Annotated in this window: 1 protein-coding gene (running past both ends of the window); it reads left to right on the forward strand. The window is 0.0% G+C overall.

On the forward strand, positions 1–22,548 hold part of the coding region annotated (locus tag G6O69_RS42680) for a hypothetical protein (RefSeq protein ID WP_176397402.1) (this coding region is incomplete at its 5' end). The annotated region is longer than the window, extending 24,952 nt past the left edge and 4,259 nt past the right edge; 22,548 of 51,759 annotated nt are visible.

The following is a 22,548-nucleotide window of genomic DNA, read 5'->3' on the forward strand; positions in this document are numbered from 1 at the left end:
AAAAAAAAAAAAAAAAAAAAAAAAAAAAAAAAAAAAAAAAAAAAAAAAAAAAAAAAAAAAAAAAAAAAAAAAAAAAAAAAAAAAAAAAAAAAAAAAAAAAAAAAAAAAAAAAAAAAAAAAAAAAAAAAAAAAAAAAAAAAAAAAAAAAAAAAAAAAAAAAAAAAAAAAAAAAAAAAAAAAAAAAAAAAAAAAAAAAAAAAAAAAAAAAAAAAAAAAAAAAAAAAAAAAAAAAAAAAAAAAAAAAAAAAAAAAAAAAAAAAAAAAAAAAAAAAAAAAAAAAAAAAAAAAAAAAAAAAAAAAAAAAAAAAAAAAAAAAAAAAAAAAAAAAAAAAAAAAAAAAAAAAAAAAAAAAAAAAAAAAAAAAAAAAAAAAAAAAAAAAAAAAAAAAAAAAAAAAAAAAAAAAAAAAAAAAAAAAAAAAAAAAAAAAAAAAAAAAAAAAAAAAAAAAAAAAAAAAAAAAAAAAAAAAAAAAAAAAAAAAAAAAAAAAAAAAAAAAAAAAAAAAAAAAAAAAAAAAAAAAAAAAAAAAAAAAAAAAAAAAAAAAAAAAAAAAAAAAAAAAAAAAAAAAAAAAAAAAAAAAAAAAAAAAAAAAAAAAAAAAAAAAAAAAAAAAAAAAAAAAAAAAAAAAAAAAAAAAAAAAAAAAAAAAAAAAAAAAAAAAAAAAAAAAAAAAAAAAAAAAAAAAAAAAAAAAAAAAAAAAAAAAAAAAAAAAAAAAAAAAAAAAAAAAAAAAAAAAAAAAAAAAAAAAAAAAAAAAAAAAAAAAAAAAAAAAAAAAAAAAAAAAAAAAAAAAAAAAAAAAAAAAAAAAAAAAAAAAAAAAAAAAAAAAAAAAAAAAAAAAAAAAAAAAAAAAAAAAAAAAAAAAAAAAAAAAAAAAAAAAAAAAAAAAAAAAAAAAAAAAAAAAAAAAAAAAAAAAAAAAAAAAAAAAAAAAAAAAAAAAAAAAAAAAAAAAAAAAAAAAAAAAAAAAAAAAAAAAAAAAAAAAAAAAAAAAAAAAAAAAAAAAAAAAAAAAAAAAAAAAAAAAAAAAAAAAAAAAAAAAAAAAAAAAAAAAAAAAAAAAAAAAAAAAAAAAAAAAAAAAAAAAAAAAAAAAAAAAAAAAAAAAAAAAAAAAAAAAAAAAAAAAAAAAAAAAAAAAAAAAAAAAAAAAAAAAAAAAAAAAAAAAAAAAAAAAAAAAAAAAAAAAAAAAAAAAAAAAAAAAAAAAAAAAAAAAAAAAAAAAAAAAAAAAAAAAAAAAAAAAAAAAAAAAAAAAAAAAAAAAAAAAAAAAAAAAAAAAAAAAAAAAAAAAAAAAAAAAAAAAAAAAAAAAAAAAAAAAAAAAAAAAAAAAAAAAAAAAAAAAAAAAAAAAAAAAAAAAAAAAAAAAAAAAAAAAAAAAAAAAAAAAAAAAAAAAAAAAAAAAAAAAAAAAAAAAAAAAAAAAAAAAAAAAAAAAAAAAAAAAAAAAAAAAAAAAAAAAAAAAAAAAAAAAAAAAAAAAAAAAAAAAAAAAAAAAAAAAAAAAAAAAAAAAAAAAAAAAAAAAAAAAAAAAAAAAAAAAAAAAAAAAAAAAAAAAAAAAAAAAAAAAAAAAAAAAAAAAAAAAAAAAAAAAAAAAAAAAAAAAAAAAAAAAAAAAAAAAAAAAAAAAAAAAAAAAAAAAAAAAAAAAAAAAAAAAAAAAAAAAAAAAAAAAAAAAAAAAAAAAAAAAAAAAAAAAAAAAAAAAAAAAAAAAAAAAAAAAAAAAAAAAAAAAAAAAAAAAAAAAAAAAAAAAAAAAAAAAAAAAAAAAAAAAAAAAAAAAAAAAAAAAAAAAAAAAAAAAAAAAAAAAAAAAAAAAAAAAAAAAAAAAAAAAAAAAAAAAAAAAAAAAAAAAAAAAAAAAAAAAAAAAAAAAAAAAAAAAAAAAAAAAAAAAAAAAAAAAAAAAAAAAAAAAAAAAAAAAAAAAAAAAAAAAAAAAAAAAAAAAAAAAAAAAAAAAAAAAAAAAAAAAAAAAAAAAAAAAAAAAAAAAAAAAAAAAAAAAAAAAAAAAAAAAAAAAAAAAAAAAAAAAAAAAAAAAAAAAAAAAAAAAAAAAAAAAAAAAAAAAAAAAAAAAAAAAAAAAAAAAAAAAAAAAAAAAAAAAAAAAAAAAAAAAAAAAAAAAAAAAAAAAAAAAAAAAAAAAAAAAAAAAAAAAAAAAAAAAAAAAAAAAAAAAAAAAAAAAAAAAAAAAAAAAAAAAAAAAAAAAAAAAAAAAAAAAAAAAAAAAAAAAAAAAAAAAAAAAAAAAAAAAAAAAAAAAAAAAAAAAAAAAAAAAAAAAAAAAAAAAAAAAAAAAAAAAAAAAAAAAAAAAAAAAAAAAAAAAAAAAAAAAAAAAAAAAAAAAAAAAAAAAAAAAAAAAAAAAAAAAAAAAAAAAAAAAAAAAAAAAAAAAAAAAAAAAAAAAAAAAAAAAAAAAAAAAAAAAAAAAAAAAAAAAAAAAAAAAAAAAAAAAAAAAAAAAAAAAAAAAAAAAAAAAAAAAAAAAAAAAAAAAAAAAAAAAAAAAAAAAAAAAAAAAAAAAAAAAAAAAAAAAAAAAAAAAAAAAAAAAAAAAAAAAAAAAAAAAAAAAAAAAAAAAAAAAAAAAAAAAAAAAAAAAAAAAAAAAAAAAAAAAAAAAAAAAAAAAAAAAAAAAAAAAAAAAAAAAAAAAAAAAAAAAAAAAAAAAAAAAAAAAAAAAAAAAAAAAAAAAAAAAAAAAAAAAAAAAAAAAAAAAAAAAAAAAAAAAAAAAAAAAAAAAAAAAAAAAAAAAAAAAAAAAAAAAAAAAAAAAAAAAAAAAAAAAAAAAAAAAAAAAAAAAAAAAAAAAAAAAAAAAAAAAAAAAAAAAAAAAAAAAAAAAAAAAAAAAAAAAAAAAAAAAAAAAAAAAAAAAAAAAAAAAAAAAAAAAAAAAAAAAAAAAAAAAAAAAAAAAAAAAAAAAAAAAAAAAAAAAAAAAAAAAAAAAAAAAAAAAAAAAAAAAAAAAAAAAAAAAAAAAAAAAAAAAAAAAAAAAAAAAAAAAAAAAAAAAAAAAAAAAAAAAAAAAAAAAAAAAAAAAAAAAAAAAAAAAAAAAAAAAAAAAAAAAAAAAAAAAAAAAAAAAAAAAAAAAAAAAAAAAAAAAAAAAAAAAAAAAAAAAAAAAAAAAAAAAAAAAAAAAAAAAAAAAAAAAAAAAAAAAAAAAAAAAAAAAAAAAAAAAAAAAAAAAAAAAAAAAAAAAAAAAAAAAAAAAAAAAAAAAAAAAAAAAAAAAAAAAAAAAAAAAAAAAAAAAAAAAAAAAAAAAAAAAAAAAAAAAAAAAAAAAAAAAAAAAAAAAAAAAAAAAAAAAAAAAAAAAAAAAAAAAAAAAAAAAAAAAAAAAAAAAAAAAAAAAAAAAAAAAAAAAAAAAAAAAAAAAAAAAAAAAAAAAAAAAAAAAAAAAAAAAAAAAAAAAAAAAAAAAAAAAAAAAAAAAAAAAAAAAAAAAAAAAAAAAAAAAAAAAAAAAAAAAAAAAAAAAAAAAAAAAAAAAAAAAAAAAAAAAAAAAAAAAAAAAAAAAAAAAAAAAAAAAAAAAAAAAAAAAAAAAAAAAAAAAAAAAAAAAAAAAAAAAAAAAAAAAAAAAAAAAAAAAAAAAAAAAAAAAAAAAAAAAAAAAAAAAAAAAAAAAAAAAAAAAAAAAAAAAAAAAAAAAAAAAAAAAAAAAAAAAAAAAAAAAAAAAAAAAAAAAAAAAAAAAAAAAAAAAAAAAAAAAAAAAAAAAAAAAAAAAAAAAAAAAAAAAAAAAAAAAAAAAAAAAAAAAAAAAAAAAAAAAAAAAAAAAAAAAAAAAAAAAAAAAAAAAAAAAAAAAAAAAAAAAAAAAAAAAAAAAAAAAAAAAAAAAAAAAAAAAAAAAAAAAAAAAAAAAAAAAAAAAAAAAAAAAAAAAAAAAAAAAAAAAAAAAAAAAAAAAAAAAAAAAAAAAAAAAAAAAAAAAAAAAAAAAAAAAAAAAAAAAAAAAAAAAAAAAAAAAAAAAAAAAAAAAAAAAAAAAAAAAAAAAAAAAAAAAAAAAAAAAAAAAAAAAAAAAAAAAAAAAAAAAAAAAAAAAAAAAAAAAAAAAAAAAAAAAAAAAAAAAAAAAAAAAAAAAAAAAAAAAAAAAAAAAAAAAAAAAAAAAAAAAAAAAAAAAAAAAAAAAAAAAAAAAAAAAAAAAAAAAAAAAAAAAAAAAAAAAAAAAAAAAAAAAAAAAAAAAAAAAAAAAAAAAAAAAAAAAAAAAAAAAAAAAAAAAAAAAAAAAAAAAAAAAAAAAAAAAAAAAAAAAAAAAAAAAAAAAAAAAAAAAAAAAAAAAAAAAAAAAAAAAAAAAAAAAAAAAAAAAAAAAAAAAAAAAAAAAAAAAAAAAAAAAAAAAAAAAAAAAAAAAAAAAAAAAAAAAAAAAAAAAAAAAAAAAAAAAAAAAAAAAAAAAAAAAAAAAAAAAAAAAAAAAAAAAAAAAAAAAAAAAAAAAAAAAAAAAAAAAAAAAAAAAAAAAAAAAAAAAAAAAAAAAAAAAAAAAAAAAAAAAAAAAAAAAAAAAAAAAAAAAAAAAAAAAAAAAAAAAAAAAAAAAAAAAAAAAAAAAAAAAAAAAAAAAAAAAAAAAAAAAAAAAAAAAAAAAAAAAAAAAAAAAAAAAAAAAAAAAAAAAAAAAAAAAAAAAAAAAAAAAAAAAAAAAAAAAAAAAAAAAAAAAAAAAAAAAAAAAAAAAAAAAAAAAAAAAAAAAAAAAAAAAAAAAAAAAAAAAAAAAAAAAAAAAAAAAAAAAAAAAAAAAAAAAAAAAAAAAAAAAAAAAAAAAAAAAAAAAAAAAAAAAAAAAAAAAAAAAAAAAAAAAAAAAAAAAAAAAAAAAAAAAAAAAAAAAAAAAAAAAAAAAAAAAAAAAAAAAAAAAAAAAAAAAAAAAAAAAAAAAAAAAAAAAAAAAAAAAAAAAAAAAAAAAAAAAAAAAAAAAAAAAAAAAAAAAAAAAAAAAAAAAAAAAAAAAAAAAAAAAAAAAAAAAAAAAAAAAAAAAAAAAAAAAAAAAAAAAAAAAAAAAAAAAAAAAAAAAAAAAAAAAAAAAAAAAAAAAAAAAAAAAAAAAAAAAAAAAAAAAAAAAAAAAAAAAAAAAAAAAAAAAAAAAAAAAAAAAAAAAAAAAAAAAAAAAAAAAAAAAAAAAAAAAAAAAAAAAAAAAAAAAAAAAAAAAAAAAAAAAAAAAAAAAAAAAAAAAAAAAAAAAAAAAAAAAAAAAAAAAAAAAAAAAAAAAAAAAAAAAAAAAAAAAAAAAAAAAAAAAAAAAAAAAAAAAAAAAAAAAAAAAAAAAAAAAAAAAAAAAAAAAAAAAAAAAAAAAAAAAAAAAAAAAAAAAAAAAAAAAAAAAAAAAAAAAAAAAAAAAAAAAAAAAAAAAAAAAAAAAAAAAAAAAAAAAAAAAAAAAAAAAAAAAAAAAAAAAAAAAAAAAAAAAAAAAAAAAAAAAAAAAAAAAAAAAAAAAAAAAAAAAAAAAAAAAAAAAAAAAAAAAAAAAAAAAAAAAAAAAAAAAAAAAAAAAAAAAAAAAAAAAAAAAAAAAAAAAAAAAAAAAAAAAAAAAAAAAAAAAAAAAAAAAAAAAAAAAAAAAAAAAAAAAAAAAAAAAAAAAAAAAAAAAAAAAAAAAAAAAAAAAAAAAAAAAAAAAAAAAAAAAAAAAAAAAAAAAAAAAAAAAAAAAAAAAAAAAAAAAAAAAAAAAAAAAAAAAAAAAAAAAAAAAAAAAAAAAAAAAAAAAAAAAAAAAAAAAAAAAAAAAAAAAAAAAAAAAAAAAAAAAAAAAAAAAAAAAAAAAAAAAAAAAAAAAAAAAAAAAAAAAAAAAAAAAAAAAAAAAAAAAAAAAAAAAAAAAAAAAAAAAAAAAAAAAAAAAAAAAAAAAAAAAAAAAAAAAAAAAAAAAAAAAAAAAAAAAAAAAAAAAAAAAAAAAAAAAAAAAAAAAAAAAAAAAAAAAAAAAAAAAAAAAAAAAAAAAAAAAAAAAAAAAAAAAAAAAAAAAAAAAAAAAAAAAAAAAAAAAAAAAAAAAAAAAAAAAAAAAAAAAAAAAAAAAAAAAAAAAAAAAAAAAAAAAAAAAAAAAAAAAAAAAAAAAAAAAAAAAAAAAAAAAAAAAAAAAAAAAAAAAAAAAAAAAAAAAAAAAAAAAAAAAAAAAAAAAAAAAAAAAAAAAAAAAAAAAAAAAAAAAAAAAAAAAAAAAAAAAAAAAAAAAAAAAAAAAAAAAAAAAAAAAAAAAAAAAAAAAAAAAAAAAAAAAAAAAAAAAAAAAAAAAAAAAAAAAAAAAAAAAAAAAAAAAAAAAAAAAAAAAAAAAAAAAAAAAAAAAAAAAAAAAAAAAAAAAAAAAAAAAAAAAAAAAAAAAAAAAAAAAAAAAAAAAAAAAAAAAAAAAAAAAAAAAAAAAAAAAAAAAAAAAAAAAAAAAAAAAAAAAAAAAAAAAAAAAAAAAAAAAAAAAAAAAAAAAAAAAAAAAAAAAAAAAAAAAAAAAAAAAAAAAAAAAAAAAAAAAAAAAAAAAAAAAAAAAAAAAAAAAAAAAAAAAAAAAAAAAAAAAAAAAAAAAAAAAAAAAAAAAAAAAAAAAAAAAAAAAAAAAAAAAAAAAAAAAAAAAAAAAAAAAAAAAAAAAAAAAAAAAAAAAAAAAAAAAAAAAAAAAAAAAAAAAAAAAAAAAAAAAAAAAAAAAAAAAAAAAAAAAAAAAAAAAAAAAAAAAAAAAAAAAAAAAAAAAAAAAAAAAAAAAAAAAAAAAAAAAAAAAAAAAAAAAAAAAAAAAAAAAAAAAAAAAAAAAAAAAAAAAAAAAAAAAAAAAAAAAAAAAAAAAAAAAAAAAAAAAAAAAAAAAAAAAAAAAAAAAAAAAAAAAAAAAAAAAAAAAAAAAAAAAAAAAAAAAAAAAAAAAAAAAAAAAAAAAAAAAAAAAAAAAAAAAAAAAAAAAAAAAAAAAAAAAAAAAAAAAAAAAAAAAAAAAAAAAAAAAAAAAAAAAAAAAAAAAAAAAAAAAAAAAAAAAAAAAAAAAAAAAAAAAAAAAAAAAAAAAAAAAAAAAAAAAAAAAAAAAAAAAAAAAAAAAAAAAAAAAAAAAAAAAAAAAAAAAAAAAAAAAAAAAAAAAAAAAAAAAAAAAAAAAAAAAAAAAAAAAAAAAAAAAAAAAAAAAAAAAAAAAAAAAAAAAAAAAAAAAAAAAAAAAAAAAAAAAAAAAAAAAAAAAAAAAAAAAAAAAAAAAAAAAAAAAAAAAAAAAAAAAAAAAAAAAAAAAAAAAAAAAAAAAAAAAAAAAAAAAAAAAAAAAAAAAAAAAAAAAAAAAAAAAAAAAAAAAAAAAAAAAAAAAAAAAAAAAAAAAAAAAAAAAAAAAAAAAAAAAAAAAAAAAAAAAAAAAAAAAAAAAAAAAAAAAAAAAAAAAAAAAAAAAAAAAAAAAAAAAAAAAAAAAAAAAAAAAAAAAAAAAAAAAAAAAAAAAAAAAAAAAAAAAAAAAAAAAAAAAAAAAAAAAAAAAAAAAAAAAAAAAAAAAAAAAAAAAAAAAAAAAAAAAAAAAAAAAAAAAAAAAAAAAAAAAAAAAAAAAAAAAAAAAAAAAAAAAAAAAAAAAAAAAAAAAAAAAAAAAAAAAAAAAAAAAAAAAAAAAAAAAAAAAAAAAAAAAAAAAAAAAAAAAAAAAAAAAAAAAAAAAAAAAAAAAAAAAAAAAAAAAAAAAAAAAAAAAAAAAAAAAAAAAAAAAAAAAAAAAAAAAAAAAAAAAAAAAAAAAAAAAAAAAAAAAAAAAAAAAAAAAAAAAAAAAAAAAAAAAAAAAAAAAAAAAAAAAAAAAAAAAAAAAAAAAAAAAAAAAAAAAAAAAAAAAAAAAAAAAAAAAAAAAAAAAAAAAAAAAAAAAAAAAAAAAAAAAAAAAAAAAAAAAAAAAAAAAAAAAAAAAAAAAAAAAAAAAAAAAAAAAAAAAAAAAAAAAAAAAAAAAAAAAAAAAAAAAAAAAAAAAAAAAAAAAAAAAAAAAAAAAAAAAAAAAAAAAAAAAAAAAAAAAAAAAAAAAAAAAAAAAAAAAAAAAAAAAAAAAAAAAAAAAAAAAAAAAAAAAAAAAAAAAAAAAAAAAAAAAAAAAAAAAAAAAAAAAAAAAAAAAAAAAAAAAAAAAAAAAAAAAAAAAAAAAAAAAAAAAAAAAAAAAAAAAAAAAAAAAAAAAAAAAAAAAAAAAAAAAAAAAAAAAAAAAAAAAAAAAAAAAAAAAAAAAAAAAAAAAAAAAAAAAAAAAAAAAAAAAAAAAAAAAAAAAAAAAAAAAAAAAAAAAAAAAAAAAAAAAAAAAAAAAAAAAAAAAAAAAAAAAAAAAAAAAAAAAAAAAAAAAAAAAAAAAAAAAAAAAAAAAAAAAAAAAAAAAAAAAAAAAAAAAAAAAAAAAAAAAAAAAAAAAAAAAAAAAAAAAAAAAAAAAAAAAAAAAAAAAAAAAAAAAAAAAAAAAAAAAAAAAAAAAAAAAAAAAAAAAAAAAAAAAAAAAAAAAAAAAAAAAAAAAAAAAAAAAAAAAAAAAAAAAAAAAAAAAAAAAAAAAAAAAAAAAAAAAAAAAAAAAAAAAAAAAAAAAAAAAAAAAAAAAAAAAAAAAAAAAAAAAAAAAAAAAAAAAAAAAAAAAAAAAAAAAAAAAAAAAAAAAAAAAAAAAAAAAAAAAAAAAAAAAAAAAAAAAAAAAAAAAAAAAAAAAAAAAAAAAAAAAAAAAAAAAAAAAAAAAAAAAAAAAAAAAAAAAAAAAAAAAAAAAAAAAAAAAAAAAAAAAAAAAAAAAAAAAAAAAAAAAAAAAAAAAAAAAAAAAAAAAAAAAAAAAAAAAAAAAAAAAAAAAAAAAAAAAAAAAAAAAAAAAAAAAAAAAAAAAAAAAAAAAAAAAAAAAAAAAAAAAAAAAAAAAAAAAAAAAAAAAAAAAAAAAAAAAAAAAAAAAAAAAAAAAAAAAAAAAAAAAAAAAAAAAAAAAAAAAAAAAAAAAAAAAAAAAAAAAAAAAAAAAAAAAAAAAAAAAAAAAAAAAAAAAAAAAAAAAAAAAAAAAAAAAAAAAAAAAAAAAAAAAAAAAAAAAAAAAAAAAAAAAAAAAAAAAAAAAAAAAAAAAAAAAAAAAAAAAAAAAAAAAAAAAAAAAAAAAAAAAAAAAAAAAAAAAAAAAAAAAAAAAAAAAAAAAAAAAAAAAAAAAAAAAAAAAAAAAAAAAAAAAAAAAAAAAAAAAAAAAAAAAAAAAAAAAAAAAAAAAAAAAAAAAAAAAAAAAAAAAAAAAAAAAAAAAAAAAAAAAAAAAAAAAAAAAAAAAAAAAAAAAAAAAAAAAAAAAAAAAAAAAAAAAAAAAAAAAAAAAAAAAAAAAAAAAAAAAAAAAAAAAAAAAAAAAAAAAAAAAAAAAAAAAAAAAAAAAAAAAAAAAAAAAAAAAAAAAAAAAAAAAAAAAAAAAAAAAAAAAAAAAAAAAAAAAAAAAAAAAAAAAAAAAAAAAAAAAAAAAAAAAAAAAAAAAAAAAAAAAAAAAAAAAAAAAAAAAAAAAAAAAAAAAAAAAAAAAAAAAAAAAAAAAAAAAAAAAAAAAAAAAAAAAAAAAAAAAAAAAAAAAAAAAAAAAAAAAAAAAAAAAAAAAAAAAAAAAAAAAAAAAAAAAAAAAAAAAAAAAAAAAAAAAAAAAAAAAAAAAAAAAAAAAAAAAAAAAAAAAAAAAAAAAAAAAAAAAAAAAAAAAAAAAAAAAAAAAAAAAAAAAAAAAAAAAAAAAAAAAAAAAAAAAAAAAAAAAAAAAAAAAAAAAAAAAAAAAAAAAAAAAAAAAAAAAAAAAAAAAAAAAAAAAAAAAAAAAAAAAAAAAAAAAAAAAAAAAAAAAAAAAAAAAAAAAAAAAAAAAAAAAAAAAAAAAAAAAAAAAAAAAAAAAAAAAAAAAAAAAAAAAAAAAAAAAAAAAAAAAAAAAAAAAAAAAAAAAAAAAAAAAAAAAAAAAAAAAAAAAAAAAAAAAAAAAAAAAAAAAAAAAAAAAAAAAAAAAAAAAAAAAAAAAAAAAAAAAAAAAAAAAAAAAAAAAAAAAAAAAAAAAAAAAAAAAAAAAAAAAAAAAAAAAAAAAAAAAAAAAAAAAAAAAAAAAAAAAAAAAAAAAAAAAAAAAAAAAAAAAAAAAAAAAAAAAAAAAAAAAAAAAAAAAAAAAAAAAAAAAAAAAAAAAAAAAAAAAAAAAAAAAAAAAAAAAAAAAAAAAAAAAAAAAAAAAAAAAAAAAAAAAAAAAAAAAAAAAAAAAAAAAAAAAAAAAAAAAAAAAAAAAAAAAAAAAAAAAAAAAAAAAAAAAAAAAAAAAAAAAAAAAAAAAAAAAAAAAAAAAAAAAAAAAAAAAAAAAAAAAAAAAAAAAAAAAAAAAAAAAAAAAAAAAAAAAAAAAAAAAAAAAAAAAAAAAAAAAAAAAAAAAAAAAAAAAAAAAAAAAAAAAAAAAAAAAAAAAAAAAAAAAAAAAAAAAAAAAAAAAAAAAAAAAAAAAAAAAAAAAAAAAAAAAAAAAAAAAAAAAAAAAAAAAAAAAAAAAAAAAAAAAAAAAAAAAAAAAAAAAAAAAAAAAAAAAAAAAAAAAAAAAAAAAAAAAAAAAAAAAAAAAAAAAAAAAAAAAAAAAAAAAAAAAAAAAAAAAAAAAAAAAAAAAAAAAAAAAAAAAAAAAAAAAAAAAAAAAAAAAAAAAAAAAAAAAAAAAAAAAAAAAAAAAAAAAAAAAAAAAAAAAAAAAAAAAAAAAAAAAAAAAAAAAAAAAAAAAAAAAAAAAAAAAAAAAAAAAAAAAAAAAAAAAAAAAAAAAAAAAAAAAAAAAAAAAAAAAAAAAAAAAAAAAAAAAAAAAAAAAAAAAAAAAAAAAAAAAAAAAAAAAAAAAAAAAAAAAAAAAAAAAAAAAAAAAAAAAAAAAAAAAAAAAAAAAAAAAAAAAAAAAAAAAAAAAAAAAAAAAAAAAAAAAAAAAAAAAAAAAAAAAAAAAAAAAAAAAAAAAAAAAAAAAAAAAAAAAAAAAAAAAAAAAAAAAAAAAAAAAAAAAAAAAAAAAAAAAAAAAAAAAAAAAAAAAAAAAAAAAAAAAAAAAAAAAAAAAAAAAAAAAAAAAAAAAAAAAAAAAAAAAAAAAAAAAAAAAAAAAAAAAAAAAAAAAAAAAAAAAAAAAAAAAAAAAAAAAAAAAAAAAAAAAAAAAAAAAAAAAAAAAAAAAAAAAAAAAAAAAAAAAAAAAAAAAAAAAAAAAAAAAAAAAAAAAAAAAAAAAAAAAAAAAAAAAAAAAAAAAAAAAAAAAAAAAAAAAAAAAAAAAAAAAAAAAAAAAAAAAAAAAAAAAAAAAAAAAAAAAAAAAAAAAAAAAAAAAAAAAAAAAAAAAAAAAAAAAAAAAAAAAAAAAAAAAAAAAAAAAAAAAAAAAAAAAAAAAAAAAAAAAAAAAAAAAAAAAAAAAAAAAAAAAAAAAAAAAAAAAAAAAAAAAAAAAAAAAAAAAAAAAAAAAAAAAAAAAAAAAAAAAAAAAAAAAAAAAAAAAAAAAAAAAAAAAAAAAAAAAAAAAAAAAAAAAAAAAAAAAAAAAAAAAAAAAAAAAAAAAAAAAAAAAAAAAAAAAAAAAAAAAAAAAAAAAAAAAAAAAAAAAAAAAAAAAAAAAAAAAAAAAAAAAAAAAAAAAAAAAAAAAAAAAAAAAAAAAAAAAAAAAAAAAAAAAAAAAAAAAAAAAAAAAAAAAAAAAAAAAAAAAAAAAAAAAAAAAAAAAAAAAAAAAAAAAAAAAAAAAAAAAAAAAAAAAAAAAAAAAAAAAAAAAAAAAAAAAAAAAAAAAAAAAAAAAAAAAAAAAAAAAAAAAAAAAAAAAAAAAAAAAAAAAAAAAAAAAAAAAAAAAAAAAAAAAAAAAAAAAAAAAAAAAAAAAAAAAAAAAAAAAAAAAAAAAAAAAAAAAAAAAAAAAAAAAAAAAAAAAAAAAAAAAAAAAAAAAAAAAAAAAAAAAAAAAAAAAAAAAAAAAAAAAAAAAAAAAAAAAAAAAAAAAAAAAAAAAAAAAAAAAAAAAAAAAAAAAAAAAAAAAAAAAAAAAAAAAAAAAAAAAAAAAAAAAAAAAAAAAAAAAAAAAAAAAAAAAAAAAAAAAAAAAAAAAAAAAAAAAAAAAAAAAAAAAAAAAAAAAAAAAAAAAAAAAAAAAAAAAAAAAAAAAAAAAAAAAAAAAAAAAAAAAAAAAAAAAAAAAAAAAAAAAAAAAAAAAAAAAAAAAAAAAAAAAAAAAAAAAAAAAAAAAAAAAAAAAAAAAAAAAAAAAAAAAAAAAAAAAAAAAAAAAAAAAAAAAAAAAAAAAAAAAAAAAAAAAAAAAAAAAAAAAAAAAAAAAAAAAAAAAAAAAAAAAAAAAAAAAAAAAAAAAAAAAAAAAAAAAAAAAAAAAAAAAAAAAAAAAAAAAAAAAAAAAAAAAAAAAAAAAAAAAAAAAAAAAAAAAAAAAAAAAAAAAAAAAAAAAAAAAAAAAAAAAAAAAAAAAAAAAAAAAAAAAAAAAAAAAAAAAAAAAAAAAAAAAAAAAAAAAAAAAAAAAAAAAAAAAAAAAAAAAAAAAAAAAAAAAAAAAAAAAAAAAAAAAAAAAAAAAAAAAAAAAAAAAAAAAAAAAAAAAAAAAAAAAAAAAAAAAAAAAAAAAAAAAAAAAAAAAAAAAAAAAAAAAAAAAAAAAAAAAAAAAAAAAAAAAAAAAAAAAAAAAAAAAAAAAAAAAAAAAAAAAAAAAAAAAAAAAAAAAAAAAAAAAAAAAAAAAAAAAAAAAAAAAAAAAAAAAAAAAAAAAAAAAAAAAAAAAAAAAAAAAAAAAAAAAAAAAAAAAAAAAAAAAAAAAAAAAAAAAAAAAAAAAAAAAAAAAAAAAAAAAAAAAAAAAAAAAAAAAAAAAAAAAAAAAAAAAAAAAAAAAAAAAAAAAAAAAAAAAAAAAAAAAAAAAAAAAAAAAAAAAAAAAAAAAAAAAAAAAAAAAAAAAAAAAAAAAAAAAAAAAAAAAAAAAAAAAAAAAAAAAAAAAAAAAAAAAAAAAAAAAAAAAAAAAAAAAAAAAAAAAAAAAAAAAAAAAAAAAAAAAAAAAAAAAAAAAAAAAAAAAAAAAAAAAAAAAAAAAAAAAAAAAAAAAAAAAAAAAAAAAAAAAAAAAAAAAAAAAAAAAAAAAAAAAAAAAAAAAAAAAAAAAAAAAAAAAAAAAAAAAAAAAAAAAAAAAAAAAAAAAAAAAAAAAAAAAAAAAAAAAAAAAAAAAAAAAAAAAAAAAAAAAAAAAAAAAAAAAAAAAAAAAAAAAAAAAAAAAAAAAAAAAAAAAAAAAAAAAAAAAAAAAAAAAAAAAAAAAAAAAAAAAAAAAAAAAAAAAAAAAAAAAAAAAAAAAAAAAAAAAAAAAAAAAAAAAAAAAAAAAAAAAAAAAAAAAAAAAAAAAAAAAAAAAAAAAAAAAAAAAAAAAAAAAAAAAAAAAAAAAAAAAAAAAAAAAAAAAAAAAAAAAAAAAAAAAAAAAAAAAAAAAAAAAAAAAAAAAAAAAAAAAAAAAAAAAAAAAAAAAAAAAAAAAAAAAAAAAAAAAAAAAAAAAAAAAAAAAAAAAAAAAAAAAAAAAAAAAAAAAAAAAAAAAAAAAAAAAAAAAAAAAAAAAAAAAAAAAAAAAAAAAAAAAAAAAAAAAAAAAAAAAAAAAAAAAAAAAAAAAAAAAAAAAAAAAAAAAAAAAAAAAAAAAAAAAAAAAAAAAAAAAAAAAAAAAAAAAAAAAAAAAAAAAAAAAAAAAAAAAAAAAAAAAAAAAAAAAAAAAAAAAAAAAAAAAAAAAAAAAAAAAAAAAAAAAAAAAAAAAAAAAAAAAAAAAAAAAAAAAAAAAAAAAAAAAAAAAAAAAAAAAAAAAAAAAAAAAAAAAAAAAAAAAAAAAAAAAAAAAAAAAAAAAAAAAAAAAAAAAAAAAAAAAAAAAAAAAAAAAAAAAAAAAAAAAAAAAAAAAAAAAAAAAAAAAAAAAAAAAAAAAAAAAAAAAAAAAAAAAAAAAAAAAAAAAAAAAAAAAAAAAAAAAAAAAAAAAAAAAAAAAAAAAAAAAAAAAAAAAAAAAAAAAAAAAAAAAAAAAAAAAAAAAAAAAAAAAAAAAAAAAAAAAAAAAAAAAAAAAAAAAAAAAAAAAAAAAAAAAAAAAAAAAAAAAAAAAAAAAAAAAAAAAAAAAAAAAAAAAAAAAAAAAAAAAAAAAAAAAAAAAAAAAAAAAAAAAAAAAAAAAAAAAAAAAAAAAAAAAAAAAAAAAAAAAAAAAAAAAAAAAAAAAAAAAAAAAAAAAAAAAAAAAAAAAAAAAAAAAAAAAAAAAAAAAAAAAAAAAAAAAAAAAAAAAAAAAAAAAAAAAAAAAAAAAAAAAAAAAAAAAAAAAAAAAAAAAAAAAAAAAAAAAAAAAAAAAAAAAAAAAAAAAAAAAAAAAAAAAAAAAAAAAAAAAAAAAAAAAAAAAAAAAAAAAAAAAAAAAAAAAAAAAAAAAAAAAAAAAAAAAAAAAAAAAAAAAAAAAAAAAAAAAAAAAAAAAAAAAAAAAAAAAAAAAAAAAAAAAAAAAAAAAAAAAAAAAAAAAAAAAAAAAAAAAAAAAAAAAAAAAAAAAAAAAAAAAAAAAAAAAAAAAAAAAAAAAAAAAAAAAAAAAAAAAAAAAAAAAAAAAAAAAAAAAAAAAAAAAAAAAAAAAAAAAAAAAAAAAAAAAAAAAAAAAAAAAAAAAAAAAAAAAAAAAAAAAAAAAAAAAAAAAAAAAAAAAAAAAAAAAAAAAAAAAAAAAAAAAAAAAAAAAAAAAAAAAAAAAAAAAAAAAAAAAAAAAAAAAAAAAAAAAAAAAAAAAAAAAAAAAAAAAAAAAAAAAAAAAAAAAAAAAAAAAAAAAAAAAAAAAAAAAAAAAAAAAAAAAAAAAAAAAAAAAAAAAAAAAAAAAAAAAAAAAAAAAAAAAAAAAAAAAAAAAAAAAAAAAAAAAAAAAAAAAAAAAAAAAAAAAAAAAAAAAAAAAAAAAAAAAAAAAAAAAAAAAAAAAAAAAAAAAAAAAAAAAAAAAAAAAAAAAAAAAAAAAAAAAAAAAAAAAAAAAAAAAAAAAAAAAAAAAAAAAAAAAAAAAAAAAAAAAAAAAAAAAAAAAAAAAAAAAAAAAAAAAAAAAAAAAAAAAAAAAAAAAAAAAAAAAAAAAAAAAAAAAAAAAAAAAAAAAAAAAAAAAAAAAAAAAAAAAAAAAAAAAAAAAAAAAAAAAAAAAAAAAAAAAAAAAAAAAAAAAAAAAAAAAAAAAAAAAAAAAAAAAAAAAAAAAAAAAAAAAAAAAAAAAAAAAAAAAAAAAAAAAAAAAAAAAAAAAAAAAAAAAAAAAAAAAAAAAAAAAAAAAAAAAAAAAAAAAAAAAAAAAAAAAAAAAAAAAAAAAAAAAAAAAAAAAAAAAAAAAAAAAAAAAAAAAAAAAAAAAAAAAAAAAAAAAAAAAAAAAAAAAAAAAAAAAAAAAAAAAAAAAAAAACAAAAAAAAAAAAAAAAAAAAAAAAAAAAAAAAAAAAAAAAAAAAAAAAAAAAAAAAAAAAAAAAAAAAAAAAAAAAAAAAAAAAAAAAAAAAAAAAAAAAAAAAAAAAAAAAAAAAAAAAAAAAAAAAAAAAAAAAAAAAAAAAAAAAAAAAAAAAAAAAAAAAAAAAAAAAAAAAAAAAAAAAAAAAAAAAAAAAAAAAAAAAAAAAAAAAAAAAAAAAAAAAAAAAAAAAAAAAAAAAAAAAAAAAAAAAAAAAAAAAAAAAAAAAAAAAAAAAAAAAAAAAAAAAAAAAAAAAAAAAAAAAAAAAAAAAAAAAAAAAAAAAAAAAAAAAAAAAAAAAAAAAAAAAAAAAAAAAAAAAAAAAAAAAAAAAAAAAAAAAAAAAAAAAAAAAAAAAAAAAAAAAAAAAAAAAAAAAAAAAAAAAAAAAAAAAAAAAAAAAAAAAAAAAAAAAAAAAAAAAAAAAAAAAAAAAAAAAAAAAAAAAAAAAAAAAAAAAAAAAAAAAAAAAAAAAAAAAAAAAAAAAAAAAAAAAAAAAAAAAAAAAAAAAAAAAAAAAAAAAAAAAAAAAAAAAAAAAAAAAAAAAAAAAAAAAAAAAAAAAAAAAAAAAAAAAAAAAAAAAAAAAAAAAAAAAAAAAAAAAAAAAAAAAAAAAAAAAAAAAAAAAAAAAAAAAAAAAAAAAAAAAAAAAAAAAAAAAAAAAAAAAAAAAAAAAAAAAAAAAAAAAAAAAAAAAAAAAAAAAAAAAAAAAAAAAAAAAAAAAAAAAAAAAAAAAAAAAAAAAAAAAAAAAAAAAAAAAAAAAAAAAAAAAAAAAAAAAAAAAAAAAAAAAAAAAAAAAAAAAAAAAAAAAAAAAAAAAAAAAAAAAAAAAAAAAAAAAAAAAAAAAAAAAAAAAAAAAAAAAAAAAAAAAAAAAAAAAAAAAAAAAAAAAAAAAAAAAAAAAAAAAAAAAAAAAAAAAAAAAAAAAAAAAAAAAAAAAAAAAAAAAAAAAAAAAAAAAAAAAAAAAAAAAAAAAAAAAAAAAAAAAAAAAAAAAAAAAAAAAAAAAAAAAAAAAAAAAAAAAAAAAAAAAAAAAAAAAAAAAAAAAAAAAAAAAAAAAAAAAAAAAAAAAAAAAAAAAAAAAAAAAAAAAAAAAAAAAAAAAAAAAAAAAAAAAAAAAAAAAAAAAAAAAAAAAAAAAAAAAAAAAAAAAAAAAAAAAAAAAAAAAAAAAAAAAAAAAAAAAAAAAAAAAAAAAAAAAAAAAAAAAAAAAAAAAAAAAAAAAAAAAAAAAAAAAAAAAAAAAAAAAAAAAAAAAAAAAAAAAAAAAAAAAAAAAAAAAAAAAAAAAAAAAAAAAAAAAAAAAAAAAAAAAAAAAAAAAAAAAAAAAAAAAAAAAAAAAAAAAAAAAAAAAAAAAAAAAAAAAAAAAAAAAAAAAAAAAAAAAAAAAAAAAAAAAAAAAAAAAAAAAAAAAAAAAAAAAAAAAAAAAAAAAAAAAAAAAAAAAAAAAAAAAAAAAAAAAAAAAAAAAAAAAAAAAAAAAAAAAAAAAAAAAAAAAAAAAAAAAAAAAAAAAAAAAAAAAAAAAAAAAAAAAAAAAAAAAAAAAAAAAAAAAAAAAAAAAAAAAAAAAAAAAAAAAAAAAAAAAAAAAAAAAAAAAAAAAAAAAAAAAAAAAAAAAAAAAAAAAAAAAAAAAAAAAAAAAAAAAAAAAAAAAAAAAAAAAAAAAAAAAAAAAAAAAAAAAAAAAAAAAAAAAAAAAAAAAAAAAAAAAAAAAAAAAAAAAAAAAAAAAAAAAAAAAAAAAAAAAAAAAAAAAAAAAAAAAAAAAAAAAAAAAAAAAAAAAAAAAAAAAAAAAAAAAAAAAAAAAAAAAAAAAAAAAAAAAAAAAAAAAAAAAAAAAAAAAAAAAAAAAAAAAAAAAAAAAAAAAAAAAAAAAAAAAAAAAAAAAAAAAAAAAAAAAAAAAAAAAAAAAAAAAAAAAAAAAAAAAAAAAAAAAAAAAAAAAAAAAAAAAAAAAAAAAAAAAAAAAAAAAAAAAAAAAAAAAAAAAAAAAAAAAAAAAAAAAAAAAAAAAAAAAAAAAAAAAAAAAAAAAAAAAAAAAAAAAAAAAAAAAAAAAAAAAAAAAAAAAAAAAAAAAAAAAAAAAAAAAAAAAAAAAAAAAAAAAAAAAAAAAAAAAAAAAAAAAAAAAAAAAAAAAAAAAAAAAAAAAAAAAAAAAAAAAAAAAAAAAAAAAAAAAAAAAAAAAAAAAAAAAAAAAAAAAAAAAAAAAAAAAAAAAAAAAAAAAAAAAAAAAAAAAAAAAAAAAAAAAAAAAAAAAAAAAAAAAAAAAAAAAAAAAAAAAAAAAAAAAAAAAAAAAAAAAAAAAAAAAAAAAAAAAAAAAAAAAAAAAAAAAAAAAAAAAAAAAAAAAAAAAAAAAAAAAAAAAAAAAAAAAAAAAAAAAAAAAAAAAAAAAAAAAAAAAAAAAAAAAAAAAAAAAAAAAAAAAAAAAAAAAAAAAAAAAAAAAAAAAAAAAAAAAAAAAAAAAAAAAAAAAAAAAAAAAAAAAAAAAAAAAAAAAAAAAAAAAAAAAAAAAAAAAAAAAAAAAAAAAAAAAAAAAAAAAAAAAAAAAAAAAAAAAAAAAAAAAAAAAAAAAAAAAAAAAAAAAAAAAAAAAAAAAAAAAAAAAAAAAAAAAAAAAAAAAAAAAAAAAAAAAAAAAAAAAAAAAAAAAAAAAAAAAAAAAAAAAAAAAAAAAAAAAAAAAAAAAAAAAAAAAAAAAAAAAAAAAAAAAAAAAAAAAAAAAAAAAAAAAAAAAAAAAAAAAAAAAAAAAAAAAAAAAAAAAAAAAAAAAAAAAAAAAAAAAAAAAAAAAAAAAAAAAAAAAAAAAAAAAAAAAAAAAAAAAAAAAAAAAAAAAAAAAAAAAAAAAAAAAAAAAAAAAAAAAAAAAAAAAAAAAAAAAAAAAAAAAAAAAAAAAAAAAAAAAAAAAAAAAAAAAAAAAAAAAAAAAAAAAAAAAAAAAAAAAAAAAAAAAAAAAAAAAAAAAAAAAAAAAAAAAAAAAAAAAAAAAAAAAAAAAAAAAAAAAAAAAAAAAAAAAAAAAAAAAAAAAAAAAAAAAAAAAAAAAAAAAAAAAAAAAAAAAAAAAAAAAAAAAAAAAAAAAAAAAAAAAAAAAAAAAAAAAAAAAAAAAAAAAAAAAAAAAAAAAAAAAAAAAAAAAAAAAAAAAAAAAAAAAAAAAAAAAAAAAAAAAAAAAAAAAAAAAAAAAAAAAAAAAAAAAAAAAAAAAAAAAAAAAAAAAAAAAAAAAAAAAAAAAAAAAAAAAAAAAAAAAAAAAAAAAAAAAAAAAAAAAAAAAAAAAAAAAAAAAAAAAAAAAAAAAAAAAAAAAAAAAAAAAAAAAAAAAAAAAAAAAAAAAAAAAAAAAAAAAAAAAAAAAAAAAAAAAAAAAAAAAAAAAAAAAAAAAAAAAAAAAAAAAAAAAAAAAAAAAAAAAAAAAAAAAAAAAAAAAAAAAAAAAAAAAAAAAAAAAAAAAAAAAAAAAAAAAAAAAAAAAAAAAAAAAAAAAAAAAAAAAAAAAAAAAAAAAAAAAAAAAAAAAAAAAAAAAAAAAAAAAAAAAAAAAAAAAAAAAAAAAAAAAAAAAAAAAAAAAAAAAAAAAAAAAAAAAAAAAAAAAAAAAAAAAAAAAAAAAAAAAAAAAAAAAAAAAAAAAAAAAAAAAAAAAAAAAAAAAAAAAAAAAAAAAAAAAAAAAAAAAAAAAAAAAAAAAAAAAAAAAAAAAAAAAAAAAAAAAAAAAAAAAAAAAAAAAAAAAAAAAAAAAAAAAAAAAAAAAAAAAAAAAAAAAAAAAAAAAAAAAAAAAAAAAAAAAAAAAAAAAAAAAAAAAAAAAAAAAAAAAAAAAAAAAAAAAAAAAAAAAAAAAAAAAAAAAAAAAAAAAAAAAAAAAAAAAAAAAAAAAAAAAAAAAAAAAAAAAAAAAAAAAAAAAAAAAAAAAAAAAAAAAAAAAAAAAAAAAAAAAAAAAAAAAAAAAAAAAAAAAAAAAAAAAAAAAAAAAAAAAAAAAAAAAAAAAAAAAAAAAAAAAAAAAAAAAAAAAAAAAAAAAAAAAAAAAAAAAAAAAAAAAAAAAAAAAAAAAAAAAAAAAAAAAAAAAAAAAAAAAAAAAAAAAAAAAAAAAAAAAAAAAAAAAAAAAAAAAAAAAAAAAAAAAAAAAAAAAAAAAAAAAAAAAAAAAAAAAAAAAAAAAAAAAAAAAAAAAAAAAAAAAAAAAAAAAAAAAAAAAAAAAAAAAAAAAAAAAAAAAAAAAAAAAAAAAAAAAAAAAAAAAAAAAAAAAAAAAAAAAAAAAAAAAAAAAAAAAAAAAAAAAAAAAAAAAAAAAAAAAAAAAAAAAAAAAAAAAAAAAAAAAAAAAAAAAAAAAAAAAAAAAAAAAAAAAAAAAAAAAAAAAAAAAAAAAAAAAAAAAAAAAAAAAAAAAAAAAAAAAAAAAAAAAAAAAAAAAAAAAAAAAAAAAAAAAAAAAAAAAAAAAAAAAAAAAAAAAAAAAAAAAAAAAAAAAAAAAAAAAAAAAAAAAAAAAAAAAAAAAAAAAAAAAAAAAAAAAAAAAAAAAAAAAAAAAAAAAAAAAAAAAAAAAAAAAAAAAAAAAAAAAAAAAAAAAAAAAAAAAAAAAAAAAAAAAAAAAAAAAAAAAAAAAAAAAAAAAAAAAAAAAAAAAAAAAAAAAAAAAAAAAAAAAAAAAAAAAAAAAAAAAAAAAAAAAAAAAAAAAAAAAAAAAAAAAAAAAAAAAAAAAAAAAAAAAAAAAAAAAAAAAAAAAAAAAAAAAAAAAAAAAAAAAAAAAAAAAAAAAAAAAAAAAAAAAAAAAAAAAAAAAAAAAAAAAAAAAAAAAAAAAAAAAAAAAAAAAAAAAAAAAAAAAAAAAAAAAAAAAAAAAAAAAAAAAAAAAAAAAAAAAAAAAAAAAAAAAAAAAAAAAAAAAAAAAAAAAAAAAAAAAAAAAAAAAAAAAAAAAAAAAAAAAAAAAAAAAAAAAAAAAAAAAAAAAAAAAAAAAAAAAAAAAAAAAAAAAAAAAAAAAAAAAAAAAAAAAAAAAAAAAAAAAAAAAAAAAAAAAAAAAAAAAAAAAAAAAAAAAAAAAAAAAAAAAAAAAAAAAAAAAAAAAAAAAAAAAAAAAAAAAAAAAAAAAAAAAAAAAAAAAAAAAAAAAAAAAAAAAAAAAAAAAAAAAAAAAAAAAAAAAAAAAAAAAAAAAAAAAAAAAAAAAAAAAAAAAAAAAAAAAAAAAAAAAAAAAAAAAAAAAAAAAAAAAAAAAAAAAAAAAAAAAAAAAAAAAAAAAAAAAAAAAAAAAAAAAAAAAAAAAAAAAAAAAAAAAAAAAAAAAAAAAAAAAAAAAAAAAAAAAAAAAAAAAAAAAAAAAAAAAAAAAAAAAAAAAAAAAAAAAAAAAAAAAAAAAAAAAAAAAAAAAAAAAAAAAAAAAAAAAAAAAAAAAAAAAAAAAAAAAAAAAAAAAAAAAAAAAAAAAAAAAAAAAAAAAAAAAAAAAAAAAAAAAAAAAAAAAAAAAAAAAAAAAAAAAAAAAAAAAAAAAAAAAAAAAAAAAAAAAAAAAAAAAAAAAAAAAAAAAAAAAAAAAAAAAAAAAAAAAAAAAAAAAAAAAAAAAAAAAAAAAAAAAAAAAAAAAAAAAAAAAAAAAAAAAAAAAAAAAAAAAAAAAAAAAAAAAAAAAAAAAAAAAAAAAAAAAAAAAAAAAAAAAAAAAAAAAAAAAAAAAAAAAAAAAAAAAAAAAAAAAAAAAAAAAAAAAAAAAAAAAAAAAAAAAAAAAAAAAAAAAAAAAAAAAAAAAAAAAAAAAAAAAAAAAAAAAAAAAAAAAAAAAAAAAAAAAAAAAAAAAAAAAAAAAAAAAAAAAAAAAAAAAAAAAAAAAAAAAAAAAAAAAAAAAAAAAAAAAAAAAAAAAAAAAAAAAAAAAAAAAAAAAAAAAAAAAAAAAAACAAAAAAAAAAAAAAAAAAAAAAAAAAAAAAAAAAAAAAAAAAAAAAAAAAAAAAAAAAAAAAAAAAAAAAAAAAAAAAAAAAAAAAAAAAAAAAAAAAAAAAAAAAAAAAAAAAAAAAAAAAAAAAAAAAAAAAAAAAAAAAAAAAAAAAAAAAAAAAAAAAAAAAAAAAAAAAAAAAAAAAAAAAAAAAAAAAAAAAAAAAAAAAAAAAAAAAAAAAAAAAAAAAAAAAAAAAAAAAAAAAAAAAAAAAAAAAAAAAAAAAAAAAAAAAAAAAAAAAAAAAAAAAAAAAAAAAAAAAAAAAAAAAAAAAAAAAAAAAAAAAAAAAAAAAAAAAAAAAAAAAAAAAAAAAAAAAAAAAAAAAAAAAAAAAAAAAAAAAAAAAAAAAAAAAAAAAAAAAAAAAAAAAAAAAAAAAAAAAAAAAAAAAAAAAAAAAAAAAAAAAAAAAAAAAAAAAAAAAAAAAAAAAAAAAAAAAAAAAAAAAAAAAAAAAAAAAAAAAAAAAAAAAAAAAAAAAAAAAAAAAAAAAAAAAAAAAAAAAAAAAAAAAAAAAAAAAAAAAAAAAAAAAAAAAAAAAAAAAAAAAAAAAAAAAAAAAAAAAAAAAAAAAAAAAAAAAAAAAAAAAAAAAAAAAAAAAAAAAAAAAAAAAAAAAAAAAAAAAAAAAAAAAAAAAAAAAAAAAAAAAAAAAAAAAAAAAAAAAACAAAAAAAAAAAAAAAAAAAAAAAAAAAAAAAAAAAAAAAAAAAAAAAAAAAAAAAAAAAAAAAAAAAAAAAAAAAAAAAAAAAAAAAAAAAAAAAAAAAAAAAAAAAAAAAAAAAAAAAAAAAAAAAAAAAAAAAAAAAAAAAAAAAAAAAAAAAAAAAAAAAAAAAAAAAAAAAAAAAAAAAAAAAAAAAAAAAAAAAAAAAAAAAAAAAAAAAAAAAAAAAAAAAAAAAAAAAAAAAAAAAAAAAAAAAAAAAAAAAAAAAAAAAAAAAAAAAAAAAAAAAAAAAAAAAAAAAAAAAAAAAAAAAAAAAAAAAAAAAAAAAAAAAAAAAAAAAAAACAAAAAAAAAAAAAAAAAAAAAAAAAAAAAAAAAAAAAAAAAAAAAAAAAAAAAAAAAAAAAAAAAAAAAAAAAAAAAAAAAAAAAAAAAAAAAAAAAAAAAAAAAAAAAAAAAAAAAAAAAAAAAAAAAAAAAAAAAAAAAAAAAAAAAAAAAAAAAAAAAAAAAAAAAAAAAAAAAAAAAAAAAAAAAAAAAAAAAAAAAAAAAAAAAAAAAAAAAAAAAAAAAAAAAAAAAAAAAAAAAAAAAAAAAAAAAAAAAAAAAAAAAAAAAAAAAAAAAAAAAAAAAAAAAAAAAAAAAAAAAAAAAAAAAAAAAAAAAAAAAAAAAAAAAAAAA

It is taken from the genome of Pseudenhygromyxa sp. WMMC2535, assembly GCF_011083025.2.